Below are 16,574 nucleotides of genomic sequence, written 5' to 3'. Positions count from 1 at the left end.
TATGCTAAAACCTGCCTTTTAGTATGATACTTTATTTTTGAAGGTTGCATTTACGACAACCAACTATCAATAACTTACGCGATGTTCAGTATGACTCTTTAAAACTGTCTGACAATAATAGCTAGGGCAGTGTGAGTATGATTCTTTGACTAAATTAGCTTAATGTTTGAATGAGTTTACTTAATTTGACTTTGGAGCAGTGAAAGAAGTTAACCTAAGGATGCGTTTGTACTTATATGTACTTTCTCGTGTTGTTAATCTCGTTATTTTCAGTTCTAAAAGATATTTAATAGATTAAGGAGCTTTCATGGAAAAGTGGTTAACTGAGATTAACGAAGTAATGATAGAAGCGCTGGACTTAGTTTCAAGAGGCTTTGATGTGATGGACGCACCTCCCTTCTAGCACCGATGTACCAAACTAATGGTGCAACCAGTAAGAACAGGAGTAATCATCATGTCTATTAAAGTTGTCGGCATCGATATAGCCAAAAACCTCTTTCAAGTATGCGTGTTGAGTGCTGATGGACAAATCTTGTGAAACCGAAAGGTAAAGCGTGACAAGCTTCTTGATACAGTCCGTCAATTTCCAGAGCAAACGGCTATTGCGCTGGAATCATGCGCAACTTCGCATCATTGGGGAAGAATATTTCAAGAGCTGGGCCATAGGGTCGCTCTTATCCCAGCTCAGCACGTAAAACCATTTGTTGGGCGACAAAAGAACGATGCCAACGATGCGAGAGCTATTTGCGAAGCCTTTTCAAGACCCGATATTCATTTTGTTCCTGTTAAGTCTGTTGAGCAACAAGACCTCAAAGCTATACGCAGTGTTCGTAAACGTTTAGTGGAAAACAGAACAGCGCTTGCTAATCAGATCAGAGGACTTGCCGCTGAGTACGGAGTGGTTTTCCCTTTGTCTATTAAATCACTGCGGAGTCATTTGCCGTTAGCGATTGAAGATGCTGAGAATCAGTTGTCTCATGTTATGAGAAGCTTACTGCAAACACTGTACTGTAACTTTATCAATATCAGCGACGAAATTGATGAAGTTACTCAAAGCATAACCAGATTGAGCCAACAACATCCGAGGTATGAGGCAGTTAAGAATATCCCTGGTTTTGGTCCGATTTTGACTGCTGCAATTATTAGTGAAGTAGGCTCTGGCAAACAGTTTCAAAATGGGCGGCAATTCTCAGCTTGGTGTGGATTAGTTCCCAAACAAAATAGCTCGGGTGGGAAAAGTAGCCTAGGGACGTTGTCAAAGAGTGGCAACCGCGACTTGAGAACCTTGCTTATTCACGGCGCACGCGCAGTTGTACGGTGTAGAACAAACAGCATGGATCCTATGGGCGTTTGGCTCAGAAGCCTGATTGCACGTCGTGGGAAAGCTAAAGCTATAGTCGCTTTGGCAAACAAGCTCGGTCGCGTGGTCTGGCGTGTTTTATCAACCGACTGTGAGTACGATATCAATCGTGCTTTTAAGCCACTGTAATTAATGAAATATAGCATTTTAAATAGCAACTGAGTTTGCAATAGCTGATGAAGAAACGGTGAATCATCCTTACTACACTCTGATTAAGCAACAGGTTTATCGAAACCGAGGCTTTGAATAGACAGTTAGGAGCGGATTACATCATGGCGCTGGTCTGTTATTGACCTAGATAGACGTCGGATATATGTTAGCGACCGTACCATTCAATTAGCAATTGCATCCAGAGGTGCGTCCATATATGTTGCTTAAATCGGTGGAACTAAATCAAAAATCTACGATCTGATCGTGGCTATACCCATCAATCGTCGTAGCCTCATGCCTAAACCTCGTTACAAAACAACTAACTGGAAGCAATACAATAAAGCCTTAATCAACCGTGGTTCTCTGACCTTTTGGATTGATGAGAAAGCGATAGCCGAGTGGAAGCAAAACAAACAAGGCAAGCGTGGTAGACCTCGCCGATTCAGCGACTTAGCCATTACTACCGCACTGATGGTGAAACGCGTTTTCTCTATGCCATTGAGAGCGTTGCAAGGTTTTCAAGACTCCGTATTTAAGCTGGCTAACATCACGCTTGTTTGCCCGCACTACACCTGTATAAGCCGCCGAGCTAAGGAAGTTGAGGTTTCATTTAAAAACAAAACCAGAGGTGCGATACAACATCTGGCAATTGATGCCACTGGCCTCAAGGTTGATGGCGAAGGTGAATGGAAGGTCAAGAAGCATGGAACTGATGGGAAGCGAAGAGTCTGGCCTAAGCTGCATATCGCGGTAGATACAAGCACCCACGAAATAGTCGCAGCAGAGCTGAGCTTATCTAACGTAACTGATGCCGAAGTGCTCCCCAACTTACTCAAGCAGACACGTCGTAAAATCATTGAGATATCAGGCGATGGCGCTTATGACACAAGGAATTGCCATGATGCCATACGGATCAAGCGAGCGGTTCCGCTCATCCCGCCAAGAGAAGGAGCAGCCTTCTGGGAACAAGGGCATCCTCGTAACTTAGCGGTAGGTTGCCAGAAGCTCTACGGCTCCAACAAGAAGTGGAAAAAGCGGTATGGCTATCATAAGCGCTCGCTCTCAGAGACAGCAATGTACCGAGTGAAGCAGTTGTTGGGTGGAAAGCTAAGCCTAAGGAATTACAACGCTCAGGTTGGCGAGACTTATGCAATGATCAAAGCGCTGAACAAGCTTACAGGGCTTGGTATGCCTGAAACTCGGTATGTTGTTTAAGAACTGATCAACATGGGGCTACCATGTCTTCTCACCGAATTAAGCATCAAAGCCTATATGACAGAAACCTTACACAGAAAGGTGATTATTTTAACTTATGACTCAATAATAAGACTTCCTCTAAGTTACTAATATTCATAACAATGAATTAGTAATACATTTATTAATAATGCATAAATTCAATATGTGTGACTTCGATCAACATTAAGTGATTAAAAAACAGACAAAAGTAATTTAATGAGGGCCTGATTAAATGGCCTCTTAACAACGAAAAGGGGCGTATCCTCGCGGATACGCCCCTTGCTTAAGGGATGAATGTGCCCTTACTTTTGGGCTCTTGGCTCGTTCATTAACCCTAAAATCAGCGAGAATGTGGCAATTAATAAGACAATTGTGAATGGGAAACCTGTCGTCACTGCCATCGCTTGCGCAGCGGCTAGTCCCCCTCCCAGCAATAATGCAATCGCCACTAAGCCTTCAAACGTACACCAAAATACGCGCTGTGGTGTTGGTGCATCGACTTTACCACCAGCTGCAATAGTGTCGATAACCAACGAACCCGAGTCCGATGATGTAATGAAGAACACCACAACCAGAATGATACCGACAAAAGAGGTAATGCTTGATAAAGGCATAACTTCCAACATCTCAAACAACTTCAACGGAAGCTCGGCATCTTTAACGGCTTCATAACCATCATTTACAAACTGGCTAATTGCTGTTCCACCAAAGGCCGTCATCCAGAAAACACAGACTGTTGAAGGGACAATGAGTACGCAGAAAATAAATTCACGAACGGTACGTCCGCGCGATACACGTGCGATAAACATACCAACAAATGGTGACCATGAAATCCACCAAGCCCAGTAGAATGAAGTCCAGCCTTGAGAGTAGTTAACGTCTTCGCGATTAAATGGCATCGACAATGCTGGGAAGTTTTCCATATACGACAAAATGTTGTCGAAAAAGCCAGTCAAAATAAACAAGGTTGGCCCAACAATAACAATAAAGAACAGCAATAATGCCGCCAATACCATGTTAATTTCGGAAAGTCGTTTAACACCACCGTCCAATCCCGCAAGTACGGATATCAACGCAAATGCGGTGATAACAATAATCAGGACAATTTGTGTCGTGTCTGTTAGCGGAACGCCAAACAGAAAATTCAAACCTGTTGCTGCTTGAGAAGCGCCGTAACCCAATGAAGTAGCAAGCCCAAATACTGTCGCTACTACCGCAAGAATATCAATAATGTGGCCTGGCCAGCCCCAAATACGTTCACCGAAAACCGGGTAAAAAACCGAACGCATCGTCAGTGGTAGACCTTTGTTATACGAGAATATGGCGAGACCCAATGCCAGCAAGGCGTAAATGGCCCATGGGTGTAAAGCCCAGTGATAAATCGTTGCGGCCATACCCAATGACTGAGCCGCTTCGATATCACCTAAAGCGCCGCCGAGAGGTGCCCAATCTGTTCGGACTCCATTTTCCAGCACAGGCCCTGCGAGCGAAGAACTGAAGTGAGACATTGGCTCCGATACACCAAAGAATACCAGCCCGATACCCATACCTGCGGCAAACAGCATTGCCAGCCAGCCAGCGTAACTATAGTCAGGTAAAGCCTCCGTCCCGCCTATCCTAACTTTACCCAGTGGAGAGATGGCCAAACCAATACAAACTAAAACAAATATGTTACCGGAAAGAATGAAAAACCAATCAAGGCTAGAGGTTAGCCAGGATCGCATATGGACAAAAATCGGCTCTACTTGTTCCCTGAAAATCAAGGTAGCAAATACGAATATCACAATTGCTAACCCAGAGACCGCAAACACTCGGTTATGAATATCTAAACCAAAAGGTCCAACGGATAATACGACGTTGTCCTGACCGACTTGATAATCGGTATCTATAGGGTTGGCTTTTCCGCTGTGTTTAGGAATACCACCATTATCTTTACTCATTGAATGTTCCTTTATCTTTACACAACCTAAATAGGTGAAAGGTATGGATCAATTAACAACTACTTATTAGCCATAAGTATAAGTCTTAATAAATGAAAACATCTCGAATGCGTTCAAAGCAACTGAAAAAGTCGAAAATAAACGGCATGTGTTAGACACCTAAATGCAAGCACGCAAAGCAAAAATGTGACGTATTTCAGTGAAAAAGTGCTTTAAGTAACGTGTCTAAACGAGAGTATAAAAGTTCTCTTTTTACATTTCAAATATGACAATTTATGAAGTCAGACCCCTCCGCTAGCCAGTAACGCCCTGTCATTCGGATTATATTTCCCTTAGCCAGGGTGACTCCACTTACTATCAAGTGGACGGGTTTTCCTGGGCAAATAACAGAACTCGGCTCAAAAAGGCAAGGTTCGTCAGCACTCTGTGATAGCTGTAAGCTGTCTTGTTTTATTATCGATTAACTGGTGCTAGTGGATAAAAGCCCCACCACAAAAATTTGCCACCAAGAGATACGAGTTGTAGCTGTGTACACTCGCCAAAATATCGAGTGCACACAGTTCTAACACAGCGTATACCAAGCCGTTAATGTAAAATAATATTCATGGAATACTCAATACGAGACTCAAGTGCTGACAAAATCCAAACGGAATCTCGTGCATTGGGGTTGTTCAAGCATTGATGCAGAATGGTTATCACACCATCAGTCACGTGAGATGCAAATTTTTGCTCTCTGGTGTACATTGACGGTTGTAATGCCGAGCGTGTACAAATCATAGAGTAAATTTCGTCGCGAAAACCATCTATATCTTGATGAGTACACCGTTTAAAAGTCGTACTTTGAATAACATCAAAACACAAACTGGCACAGTGAATAGCTAGTGGTGAATACTTCATAGCTCACCTCCATTTGCCAGAAAGTTCGCAAAAGCACTACCGTCACGTCTAGTCAGGTTTGGTACATAACGGGAATACACACGAAATAACATGGTTGTGGTGGTGTGTCCCATCTGGTTTGCAATCCATTCTGGAGCCTCACCCGAGGCCAGCAATAGTGTCGCGTAGGTATGTCGCGTCTGGTATGGGTTTCGAGGCCTGAGTTTGGCTTTACGGAGGGTAGGGTACCAGATAGACTTTGAGACACTCTGGTAGTTCAAAGGCATACGTTTATCATTTGTAAAAACAAACTTATCTCTCAGGTAAGCCGTTTTTTTATGCTCTCGAAGTGCTTCGACAGCTCGATCAGTCAGCATAACTACTCTATATGAGCCATCAGTTTTTAAATCTGAAAGTTCGCCACGAACTAAACTCTGGTTAACGGTAATGGTTTTGTTGCTCAGATCGACATCTTTCCACATCAGGCCGTCAATCTCACTGGTGCGTAAACCAGTGAAAAAGCGGGTAATGTAATAAGTCTTATAATCTTCAGGGGCGTGAGCAATCACTTGTTCAACTTCGTGAAGATTAAATGGGTCAACTTCAGTACGTCCGACTTTTAATGCTTTAATATTTCGCCATGGGGAAGTAAAATCATAGCGATCAGCGGCTTCATTCAACATGACTCTTAGTGGCGTCATAATATGATTGATGCGGGAGGGGCTTAACTCTTTACCTTTTCGACCTGGAACTTTGGCGAGTGTAGATCGAAAGCTTAAGATTTGTTGTTTAGTGATGGCGCTGATCTTCTTATTCCCGAACATGGGAATGATGTACTTGTTTAGAATGCCTTCCACATCTTGGTAATGGCCTTTACGCCATTCAATTTCTTTCTCAGATAACCAGATTTCGGAAAAATCCTTCACCTTAGGTGAGTCAACAGAATCAAAATATTGCTGAGCAGTCTGTTTTTTTATCTCCAAATTTTTAAACTTTGAAACCGCTTTGCTATTTGGGAAGTATTTTTCATAATCGAATATGTCGATAATAATTTCGGCTTCAATTTTTTTTAGCAAGTGTGACAGGCGTTTTCGGTTTGCTGAAGTATCTGGCAATTGTGTCTGTTCACGACAACGTTGTCCTTTGTATCTGAACTGAAGAACCAATTTATTGTTTCGTACGTTTATAACACCCATAGTTTTCTCCTAAAACCCAGTTAAAAGAGATTGATATGAAATTCCGTTTAACATTTCTTCTTCAACTCTTTCCCAAATAAATAGAATTTTTCTTCCACCAAAAGGGCGGATGTAGTGGACACCTTCGAACAAGACGGAATCCTTTAGTTGCTCACGAATAACACGAGAATCATACTTGATACGTTCAGAGAGCTCTGAAGTTGTCAGATAGGTGTGGTTCATCGTAGAATCTCCTATAACACTATTTGATTTTTAAACGGTCTTAATGACCTCCTGTAGATTAAAATTTAGCACAGTATTTACCTATTGCAACCATTTATGACCTTCAGGAGAACATTTTTTGTAGGAGAAGAACATGTTGAAGTGCCATTTATCAAAAATTATGGGTGAGAAGCGTCTGAAAATTTCTGATGTGGCGAGGGATACAAACATTAATCGCGGTACAATTACCCGCCTATACAATGAAACAGCAACACGGGTTGATCTGGAAGTCATTGATAGCTTATGTGCGTATCTGCAAGTTAGCGTCGGAGAACTTTTTGAGTATAAGGGTGAGGATTTGGATTAAAAAATCTTATGTTGAGCTGATGAATGTCAAAATTCAATAGCTCAAATTTTGAAAAGTTACTGAATTAGGTATGGACACCGTTCTAGCCACTATTTGGCCACTGTGTCCATGCTGATGTGTAAAATGCACGTTATTACAAAGCGATTGATAAACAAGAACTAGATTTAAAACACTTGTGTTTCAATAAGTTGGAGGTGTTCAGGATAGAAAGTAAAGCTTGGAGCGGGCAGCGGGAATCGAACCCGCATCATCAGCTTGGAAGGCTGAGGTAATAGCCATTATACGATGCCCGCGAATCGATAGGACTCGGTTAATATGCCACACTGGACGAAAAAGAAAAGTCTTTTCTCATCAAATGTTTGTCAGTTGCCTAAAAAAGTAGCGGACTGATGTTAAAGTGTTCATTGTCTCTGGTTTTTTGTGGCACTCGCGATTTCGTTACTAAGCCTAGAGGCTTCCAATTAGGTCGTAAACACCGAATTCTTAGGTGTTTAGATGTTGATGATATTCAAGATTTTTTGTGCAAAGGTTAATCTCGTTTATTGAACAGTCACGTTTCATGGTCAAGACTAGATATTGAAATGATTACTTTTTACTGTTGATGCGTATGTATAACACAGGGTAATTCTGCTGAAACAGTCAGCTTAACCAAAGGAGATTTAACATGATGAGAGGTTTGATATTAGGGTTGGTGGTGATGCTGGTATCTGCTTGTACGACCGTGACAACCGATGTAGATAAACAAGCCGACTTTTCAGCTTACAGAACGTTTGACTTCGGTGCTCAGGCGGAAGCTCCTACCAGTATTGATGGTCGACGTATTGAGCAAGGGCTTGCTGAACAGCTTGAGGGTAAGGGTTTAAATAAGGTAAATAGTGGCGGTGACCTTTACGTACATCATGATATCGTAGAAGAATCCGAGCTTGTTTCTTCAGGATCGTCGGTGAGCTTTGGCTATGGCTGGAATAGCTTTGGTGTGATCACTTCAAGCCCAGAAAGATATAAAGAGCGTAAGTATGGGAAGTTGGTGGTTGAACTGGTTGATGCAAAGGCTAATCAAGTCGTTTGGAAAGGCGTTTCAAGTCGTAAACTGTCTGAGTCAATGAGCTCTGAGAAAAGAGAATCTCTCATCCAAGAAGAAATCGCGAAGATGTTTGAAAGCTACCCTTACGGTGAAAAATAATTAGTATTCTTAACGATTAAGAATACTAATTGCCAATAGTTACGCACAGGGTTAAAAGAACTTATCATTTTGGTTCTGGTTACCTTTGTGCGTACGACTCTGATTGCTTTACTCGGACTACTTTTCTGCTTGTTGGCTCCGAGCATGAGCCTTGCGTACTCACACCCAAATTTTCTTTCCGTTCATAACCAGAATATCGCTGTTGACGCTAAGTCGAAGCACTTTTCAGAACATCCCATCTCTTCAATACAGCAAGACTTTCCGAGTTTAAACAGCCGGAATGTATTGAGGGTTAGCCATGCTAAGGAAATGAGCTCGAACGACGATGTAGAACCCGAATGGTTTGAAATGCTTGATGTAGCATGGTGGGCGCATCGTTCGGCAATTTACTCGATGAAGCGGCTAAAACGCATCGGTAATGAGGCTTTAGGTTGTTGTATTGAAAGTATTTTTACTCACTCTAAATACAGAATCGGCGTGAGAAAAGAGTCGAATTTCATATACCGCTTTATACATGCTCGCTAACACATTCCATGTTTTTGCAACTTTTGGTTAATTATGCTTAGGAGCGGTTTATGTTTGATTCGATCATTCAGGTCTTGAGTGCTTTTTGGCATCAAGATTTCACGGCGTTAATGGCGCCAGGCAGTGCAGGTTTGGTTTATTTTGTTGTTGCTGTGAGTATCTTTTTGGAAAGTGGTTTTATTCCTGCTGCACCTTTCCCATGCGACAGTGTCGTCGTATTATCCGGTACGCTGGCGGCGGTTGGCGTCCTTGACCCAATTATGATCATGTTGGTGATAGCTGTTAGTGCGGGGTTGGGAAGTTGGGCGGCTTATTTACAAGGCAAGTGGCTAAATCGCTTACCTAAGGTTCAAGGCTGGGTGAGTGCGGTTCCTCAAAAGCGTTTGGAACAAGTCGACGTATTACTCAGTAAACATGGATTGGTTGCGCTTTTGTGCGCGCGGTTTATTCCGGTTGTTCGTTCCCTATTGCCATTAATGATGGGGTTGCGAGTGAAACGTATTAGTAAATTCCATTACTTTGCGTGGCTGAGTGCGATTTTATGGACGCTGATATTATGCGGTTTTGGTTCATTACTTCCTTTGCTACCAGAAAATATGAGCAAAGCAATCACAATGCTATTAATGGCGGCACCAATAATTACTCTTGTGATTGGAGTGCTTAGTTTCTTGTTTGTTAAAGCACGTCGAGCGACCTGTAAACCCAAGGATGTGTCAGAGTTTTCCCAATAAGTTTACTTTGATTTGCACTTTTAAGCTTGTATGCAGATTAGACATCTAATCGACAGGTTTTTGTCAGTAAAAAGAAAGGCGCATACATTGCGCCTTTCTTTTTGAGTGTCGTTAGGGTTTCGAATTTAATAGCCAATGCTATATAGGTATTCGCCAACTTCTTTGCACTGAGACTTGTAGATGTTCTCTACTTCAGACTCATTCTTATCTGCTGCTTTAAATTCAAGTTCGGCAGACGATAGCTGGTCAAAGCTGTAGTCTCTCTCAGACATTAAGTAGTGTCTGAACATCGCTCTGTGTTCCGGAACTGCAATACGTGCGTTAGAAACGTTGGCACACTCTAACAGAGTGTCGTTACTCATTTCTTCTGGCTTAGTTTCTGTGTTTGCTAAGGTTGAGCCCGCTGCAAATAGTAATGCTAGTGCGATGGTTGTAGCGATTCTTGTCATTATATGGACCTCAAATTGGTTCTAGTAACAATGAGCATATTGGTTCTTATCGTTACATTTTCGTGTTCTCTGTATGTCATAAAAAGTTAAACAACAGAGAAGGCGTTGCGACCATGAGTAAAGACGTACATTAAGTTCGCTTCCTTTCTTCCTGAGAGGCGATAAAGAGAGCGTTGACTCATGAGTCCGCCATAACTGTCTAGAGGTAAGCGAGATGCTTGTTTTGCCAACTCCAGTAGTGGTGGAGAAGAGAAAGCAATAAGTAAAAAATAATCAGGAGTAAAATCTGATGATAAAACGCCATCAGTAGCTGATGTTCGGCGACAGGAGACAAGCCCGAACAACTCGCGCTTTATATGTAGGTAGTAACTTTCTGAACCCCAAGAGCTCAGAGAAGCTGAGGCATGAAAATCAGTGTGTGCTAGCTCAAAATCGTCCTGTTGAGAGAGTTTAAGTAGGCGCTCGGAAGTGTAATGTTTGGTGTGGTGCCACTCATGCGCATATGAAGCTGTGATGAGCCCTGAGAGCAGGGACAAAGAAAGCATCAATAATATACGGTGTAGATAACGCAAGAAGTAACCCTAAACATATAAAGCCACAGTTACCCACCATGATTAAGGAATCTTAGTGGAACTATGATAACGATGAAAGCCAGTGTCTGATCAACTCAGCGTATACTAACGAGATGGAAGGGGGATGAACAGAGTTTTCTGATCGCACTTAGGTATATCAGCGAATAACACAATAATTTTCGCTTTCGAGTAAGCGAAAATGGAAAGAGAGTCGTTGCACAGGACGATTAAGCTAACAGGATTATTACTAGGGAAGAAATAGAATCTTCTTTTTCTTCCCCATATGTGTCGCATCGATATTATGCGCTTGCGTAAATAACGCTGCCGCCTTTTATGGTGTCAATGATCTCGCGAGACAACTTCTCTGGCAAAGCAGGGCAACCCCAACTGCGTCCGAGGTATCCATTCTTCTTGATGAAGGAAGGGTTTGCGTAATCGGCACCGTGCACGACAATGTAACGCTCGCGAGCTTTGTCGTTTAATCCAGAGCTTAGCCCATCTAATCGAAGTGAATAGCCATTTGAGCCGTAGTAAGTGGTATCAGTCAAAAAAGTGCCCAATGATGTTTTTCGCGAGTTCACGACATTTGAAAACTGTGTCGCTGTTTTCTTTCCGCTGTTCACGCCGTGAGAAACATACGTATTGTAGATTAGCTTCTTTTTATCTAAATCAACCACATAAAAACGCTTTTCAGTTGATGGTTTACTATAGTCGATGATCGTTAGTACCGACTTCTTTCTATCGGGTGTCTTCTGATAAGCGATGTAAGCGTCACTGAACAACTTAAAGTCTACTATGCCATCTAGCTTGGCTTGTTTAAACACATGTTCAACTTGCTTTGGTCGTAAATGATCCCTGGGTTCGTTATCTGATTGTTTTGCAAAAGCAAAAGGTGAGACAGACAACAGCGCACATGTAAATAATAAAATTAACTTTTTCATCTTGGCTAAATAAAACTCTATGGTGTTACAAATTTACCGATTGCTTCATGCATTCGTTAAAACAACATGCACATCAATATAATTCTATTCCCAATGTTTCTTATTGCACGCTTAGGTGCTTGATATTGGGTTGACGATAAGTTTTCGAGTTAAAAACTAACTAATTGAAACTTATAAAAAATATGAAGTTTAACGATGATTTCTATAAACTTCGGCGTAAATAATATCTGATATATGTAATTAATAAAACTGTGTTTAAGGATATTTGTGAAGTTGCTAATTTATAAAAACGGCGTTTTATTTTTCGTACTTTAGAAACTCTTTTTATTTCAATGTGTTTTCTTTTTCTACGCTTTATCCAATACCTCAAAAGTTTGTGATTTAACTCGTAACAAATCGTAACGCCGAATCGTTATGTGTATAAATGCATTTATAATGTATGAATAAACAACAGGGTGGTAAGAAAAGGTAGTAAAACAGCGGTGAATCGGTTGTTTTTAATTCACGATTGACAAAGCTAAGTCTAAGTCGTACAAAAATTGAACTTGTGAATGTATCGTTTAAGTGAGAGTGATGAGCTCGACAAAAGTGAAGTGATGCGTGCTATTGTTTATTCTCTAACTTATTCGATTACATAAGGAAGGTACATAGTAAAAATTGAAAAAATAATTCTATCGTGTGGATTAAAATATATAAATAATAAAACTTAGAAATTAAAAGATAAGAACGCCAGATATTAATTCATTAAATTTTTGAACATGAAAGTAAACTCTATCTATTATGTTTGGTTTGGTTTGGTTTGGTGTGAAAGCGCTCGTCTCATTAAGAAAAGCGCTCAAATTTATTTAAGGACGGTTATGACAGCATTTAATAAAGTGTTTATTGTCACTCCCAATGTTAATGATTTTGCAATGTTGCAAGAGTCGCCATTGGAAATGTCTCTTCAAGTAACGGCAAGCAAACCTATCCAACTCTATGGAGAGTCTGTTAAAGCCAGTTGGAAAAGTATTGATATTGAATGGTTAGACGTTATGGGTGAAAAGCCATTGCCCAGGCCTGATATTGCAGCATGGGGATCTTTTACTCTTGCTGTATCCGCTTCTATTGCGGATAAGCTCGATGTGTTGAGCGAGAATGTCGAATTTTTACCATTAAATCTACAAGGAAAGCCTTGGCGAGCATTAAACATTGTCACTCAAATTGATGCCATTGATACCTCTGCTACCGAGTATAATCTTCGTCATGGTAAGCTAAGTCGTGCTAGACCGTTTAAGAAACTCGTTTTGAATAGAGAAGCCGTTAATGAGTCTGACTTGTTCAGAGTAAAAGGTGCTGGGCTCAGAACGTTTTGCACGGACAAAAAAGGTGGCTTGTACGATAGCGTCAAAGCGCTGAATTTGACCGGTTTGGATTTCAAGGAAGTGCTGGTTTAAAAACGAATAAATAGTAATTTACTCAACTAAAGTCATAGATATAGGTATGGGGGAACAAAAGCTGAGCATCTATCAATGAAGCTCATATACAGCTAAATACAGCCGCCACAGTTGTGACTGCTGTACTTCTCCCCTTAACTTATGTTCTTGAAACCCTAATTGAGCTGACCATGGACGCATCAAATCGACTGTCGTCATTTGCCGATTGCCACCACAAGCTCAATTGTTCTTTAGTCATTGGTTTGCCAAATAAATAGCCTTGCATATAGTCGCAGCGGTATGCCGATAGCCATTCATGCATCATATTGTGTTCAATACCTTCTGCTGTAACCGTTTTATTTTGGGCATGGCATAGCTCAATAATAGGTTTGATCACATGGCCGTTGTTGGTGTTCATCAATGTAACGAGGAACTCTCGATCAAATTTGATTTTTTGAACCGGATACTGAACGAGCTGAGTTAACGATGTGTAACCAGAACCAAAGTCATCAATTGCAAGACGGTAGCCACGTTTTGATAGCTCATCAAGTAGAGCCGTGCCTTGTTGTTCTGCGGCAAAGGTTTCGGTTATTTCTATCTCAATACATTCTGGTTTAACACTGTGCAGTGTCGCTTGTTCATGGATGTAGTTTGCCATTTCTATCGAGTTTAGCTCTGCTGATGAAAGATTGACCGAAAGAACAATATCCTTACCGAAAATATTCCTTAATTGATAGTATTCCGCCGTTGCATTGGCGAAAACCCAGCGGTCAATTTTATCAAATAATCCGGCTTGCTCTGCAATTGGAATAAACTCCTTTGGAGGGATAGGGCCGATACCTTCGGCTTCCCAGCGCAACAAGACTTCTAACCCCTCAATTTCGTTGTTTCGATTGTTCATATAGGGTTGAAAAACGAGGTGAAATTCTTCCTCTACATTGCTTTTTCGGAGCGCACGTTCAAGTTGACTTCGTCTTTGAGACTCAATATTGAGAGCGGCTGAATAATAGGCGTATTGATTTTTCCCTGCCCGTTTTGCTTGATACATAGCCGCATCGGCACTGGAGAGTAACTTCGCGATGTCAGTACCGTCTTGAGGATATTGTGCAATACCTACGCTTGCCGTAACGGGAAATGAATTACTCCAAGATGAACTGAGATTACTAATCGGTTTTAGTAACTCTGATGCAAGCAAATCAGGCAAGCGTTTTACCTCTTGATTTGAGCTCAGCAAAATTGCAAATTCGTCACCAGATAACCTGGCGGCAAAGCAGGGGCTGTTGTAATCGTGCGATAACTTTTGACAAGCATCCTTGATGTGTGATGAGAACACTTTTAATAAGTTATCTCCCAATTCATGCCCGTATTTATCATTCACGTATTTAAAGTTATCAAGATCGACGTAAACAACCCACAGAAACTGCGAAGGGGAGATAAGTTCACGAGTTGCAAGCTCATGAAAACGATGGCGATTGGCGAGTTGCGTCAGGTGATCCGTTTCAGCTAGGCGTTTTGTCTTTTTATAGATGACATTAAGTTCCTCATACATATCAAAAAAGCGTGCAGAGAGGCGTCCTATTTCATCGTTTGTTTCTAGCTTTTCAATATTGTCACGTTGATTAGATTCAAGTTCGTTCAGCTGCTTATCAAGGCGAGAAACAGGGCGCAACACATAGCGGTACAACACCAAAATGATTAATGTGATAGTGAAAAACGCCGCTACGCCAAAGGAGAAAGCAAGTTCTAGCCACACTTTATCGACTTTATTCCACATTAAATATTCGGCAGGAGAAAGCACGGCATAAAAGTGCGGCAGCAGCTCAATGGTTTGAGCGAGAGGAATATCAAGATAAATGGGTTTGTCGGCGAAAGTAATCACGCTGTGCGTGTCAAACTCGATGTCATGCTTAATCTCGTTAAAGGCTTCAAGTGATACGGAAACTACCACAAAAAACACATTTTTCGAGTCAAAGCTCAAAGGGTGAGTCCCCGTTCTTTTGTCGACGACCTCATATTGAAGAAGAATGCTTTGTCCACTGGAGTTATAAATAAAGCCAGTGTGACTGAAAGCCTCTCTCTCATTGAAACTTCGTGATATGTACTCTAATACCTTTGGGTCGACCACGCCCGATGATTCGTAATATTTGTTTTCTGTGTAGTAGAGAAGGTTTTGTTTGCCGTCGAGGATCGCCATGCTCGCATCGCCTTTGTAACCATGGCTTAATACTTCAGCGGTCTCGTCTAATCGATTAAACAAGACTCGCTCACGATAGGGGTTGTTATGATTAACCAAATAGTCTTGTAATACATCACTTTTACTGAGCGTATAGGCATAGCTATTAAGAAAAATATTCGCTTGTCGAAACTGCCCGGCGAGCTTTTCCATCTGCAACTGAATATAGCTGTCTTCCCGCTTGATGAGCGTCACTTTTTGAATGCTATAAATAATATAGCTAGATACTAACGCGCTTAATAAGATCACTGGCGCGACAAGCAAAATGACTCTATTGCTTAACTTCATTATGGTTCTTAGTTTCCGTTTGTGTCCCTACAAACGTCGCGTACCAGGTAAGGTACTGAACGGATGATGTGTTTTGGCAAATTGTAACCAGATTGTAAGGTGAGCGTTCTCCAAAATCAGGCAGCTATCTAAGAATTGTGATGACGTGAAAGGTTTCGAGCTTATTAACTAGAGGTTTTCTCAGTAGTTGGACGTCTCTTTTCCTTCCTCCCTGTATAAAACCTAACCGTAATGACAGGGAAATACCATCATCGAAACGTTTCGATGGTAAAGTGTGACTCAAGTGCACTTTTCCTATTCAATGACAATTGAATTACAGATCATTCTCACACCTTATCGATCTCACACTGGTCAAATTGCGATGACGAATTATTATTTCATCGAAACGTTTCGATGAGTTTTCTGTTAATAACGAAAACACTTTAAGACAGGCGCTCATGGTTGTATGAACGTGTAACCGAAAGGTCGATGAGATGAAAAAAAGTACCCTAATTAACTCAGATATTTCTTACTTGGTGGCGACGCTAGGCCACACCGACGAGATCACGATATGTGATGCTGGTCTACCAATCCCAGAGCATGTTCAGCGAATCGATTTGGCGCTAACGCATGGGGTACCAAGTTTTCTTGATACTGTTCGCGTAATTCTATCTGAGTCCCAAATCGAAGGGGTCATCATTGCGGAAGAGTTCTCTGATGCAAGCCCAGTTTTGCATGAAGCGTTGCTCAACGAACTGAGCAAAGAGAGTGAAGAGACGGGCAAATCTATTGAGGTGAGCTACGTGTCACATGAAGCGTTTAAAGCACGCACGGCCCAAAGTCGCGCTATCGTAAGAACCGGCGAATGCTCGCCATATGCGAACGTTATTTTCCAAGCGGGCGTGGTTTTTTAAGCCAGAGATATTGAGGACAGA

The 16,574-nt window shown here is 41.6% G+C and carries 15 protein-coding genes, 1 tRNA gene and 1 pseudogene; 8 read left to right on the top strand and 9 right to left on the bottom strand.

Translation table 11 applies throughout. The features are described from left to right. Window positions 1-454: 454 nt before the first annotated feature. Together R7093_RS14620 and R7093_RS14615 are read left to right on the top strand one after the other, a co-directional pair. Window positions 455-1,489 (top strand): annotated as a pseudogene (locus tag R7093_RS14620) (IS110 family transposase). Window positions 1,490-1,804: 315 nt separating this feature from the next. Next, window positions 1,805-2,725 carry an IS5 family transposase gene (locus R7093_RS14615; RefSeq protein WP_225478226.1) on the top strand — a complete coding sequence of 307 codons (921 nt, stop codon included), beginning with the start codon at window positions 1,805-1,807 and terminating at the stop codon, window positions 2,723-2,725. A 323-nt stretch (window positions 2,726-3,048) separates the two neighbouring features. Here R7093_RS14615 and R7093_RS14610 read toward each other — a convergent pair whose 3' ends face one another. The 4 genes from R7093_RS14610 to R7093_RS14595 form a co-directional block, all read right to left on the bottom strand. Further along, window positions 3,049-4,686, bottom strand: coding sequence for a BCCT family transporter (locus tag R7093_RS14610; protein WP_014234857.1), 1,638 nt, complete (start codon window positions 4,684-4,686; stop codon window positions 3,049-3,051). A 585-nt stretch (window positions 4,687-5,271) separates the two neighbouring features. Continuing rightward, on the bottom strand, window positions 5,272-5,583 hold the full coding sequence (locus R7093_RS14605; protein WP_225478225.1) for a hypothetical protein: 312 nt from the start codon (window positions 5,581-5,583) through the stop codon (window positions 5,272-5,274). Then, the gene (locus tag R7093_RS14600) at window positions 5,580-6,758 is read right to left on the bottom strand and encodes a tyrosine-type recombinase/integrase (protein WP_225478224.1); all 1,179 of its coding nucleotides are present in this window, start codon (window positions 6,756-6,758) and stop codon (window positions 5,580-5,582) included. The genes R7093_RS14605 and R7093_RS14600 overlap by 4 nt, the downstream gene beginning before the upstream one ends. Window positions 6,759-6,767: 9 nt before the next feature. Further along, window positions 6,768-6,980, bottom strand: a complete 213-nt coding sequence (locus R7093_RS14595; protein WP_225478223.1) for a hypothetical protein — start codon at window positions 6,978-6,980, stop codon at window positions 6,768-6,770. A gap of 133 nt (window positions 6,981-7,113) precedes the next feature. Between R7093_RS14595 and R7093_RS14590 the strand changes: the two genes are divergently transcribed. After that, complete coding sequence (locus R7093_RS14590) at window positions 7,114-7,326, top strand: helix-turn-helix domain-containing protein (protein WP_225478222.1); 213 nt, start codon at window positions 7,114-7,116, stop codon at window positions 7,324-7,326. Between the two features lie 218 nt (window positions 7,327-7,544). Here R7093_RS14590 and R7093_RS14585 read toward each other — a convergent pair. Continuing rightward, a tRNA-Gly gene (locus tag R7093_RS14585) sits at window positions 7,545-7,619 on the bottom strand. A 371-nt stretch (window positions 7,620-7,990) separates the two neighbouring features. Between R7093_RS14585 and R7093_RS14580 the strand changes: the two genes are divergently transcribed. The 3 genes from R7093_RS14580 (at window position 7,991) to R7093_RS14570 (ending at window position 9,765) form a co-directional block, all read left to right on the top strand. After that, window positions 7,991-8,509 carry a DUF4136 domain-containing protein gene (locus R7093_RS14580; protein WP_053304498.1) on the top strand — a complete coding sequence of 173 codons (519 nt, stop codon included), beginning with the start codon at window positions 7,991-7,993 and terminating at the stop codon, window positions 8,507-8,509. 87 nt (window positions 8,510-8,596) lie between these two features. Beyond that, a complete protein-coding gene (locus R7093_RS14575) occupies window positions 8,597-9,034 on the top strand; it encodes a hypothetical protein (protein WP_234499406.1) in 438 nt (145 codons plus the stop codon). A gap of 50 nt (window positions 9,035-9,084) precedes the next feature. Further along, window positions 9,085-9,765, top strand: coding sequence for a DedA family protein (locus tag R7093_RS14570; protein ID WP_054577812.1), 681 nt, complete (start codon window positions 9,085-9,087; stop codon window positions 9,763-9,765). Between the two features lie 125 nt (window positions 9,766-9,890). Here the strand turns inward: R7093_RS14570 and R7093_RS14565 are convergent, their stop codons facing one another. From R7093_RS14565 to R7093_RS14555, 3 genes are all read right to left on the bottom strand, one after another. After that, window positions 9,891-10,214 (bottom strand): hypothetical protein, encoded by a 324-nt coding sequence (locus R7093_RS14565; protein WP_005373158.1) that lies wholly within the window; start codon window positions 10,212-10,214, stop codon window positions 9,891-9,893. Between the two features lie 86 nt (window positions 10,215-10,300). Continuing rightward, the gene (locus tag R7093_RS14560) at window positions 10,301-10,759 is read right to left on the bottom strand and encodes a hypothetical protein (protein WP_017633653.1); all 459 of its coding nucleotides are present in this window, start codon (window positions 10,757-10,759) and stop codon (window positions 10,301-10,303) included. A 326-nt stretch (window positions 10,760-11,085) separates the two neighbouring features. Continuing rightward, entirely contained in the window at window positions 11,086-11,727 is a 642-nt protein-coding gene (locus R7093_RS14555; RefSeq protein WP_005373154.1) for a murein L,D-transpeptidase catalytic domain family protein, read from the bottom strand. Window positions 11,728-12,584: 857 nt separating this feature from the next. On the opposite strand from R7093_RS14555, the gene R7093_RS14550 reads away from it, so the two are divergent. Further along, the gene (locus R7093_RS14550) at window positions 12,585-13,160 is read left to right on the top strand and encodes an imm11 family protein (RefSeq protein ID WP_017635389.1); all 576 of its coding nucleotides are present in this window, start codon (window positions 12,585-12,587) and stop codon (window positions 13,158-13,160) included. A gap of 139 nt (window positions 13,161-13,299) precedes the next feature. On the opposite strand, the gene R7093_RS14545 is transcribed toward R7093_RS14550, so the two are convergent. Further along, a complete protein-coding gene (locus R7093_RS14545; protein WP_171344894.1) occupies window positions 13,300-15,660 on the bottom strand; it encodes an EAL domain-containing protein in 2,361 nt (786 codons plus the stop codon). Between the two features lie 473 nt (window positions 15,661-16,133). On the opposite strand from R7093_RS14545, the gene rbsD reads away from it, so the two are divergent. Then, window positions 16,134-16,553 carry a D-ribose pyranase gene (gene rbsD / locus R7093_RS14540; protein ID WP_005382620.1) on the top strand — a complete coding sequence of 140 codons (420 nt, stop codon included), beginning with the start codon at window positions 16,134-16,136 and terminating at the stop codon, window positions 16,551-16,553. The last annotated feature ends 21 nt before the right edge of the window (window positions 16,554-16,574 follow it).

This window comes from Vibrio sp. 1580 (genome assembly GCF_033340055.1).
This window is presented reverse-complemented; position numbering and strand designations above follow the sequence as displayed.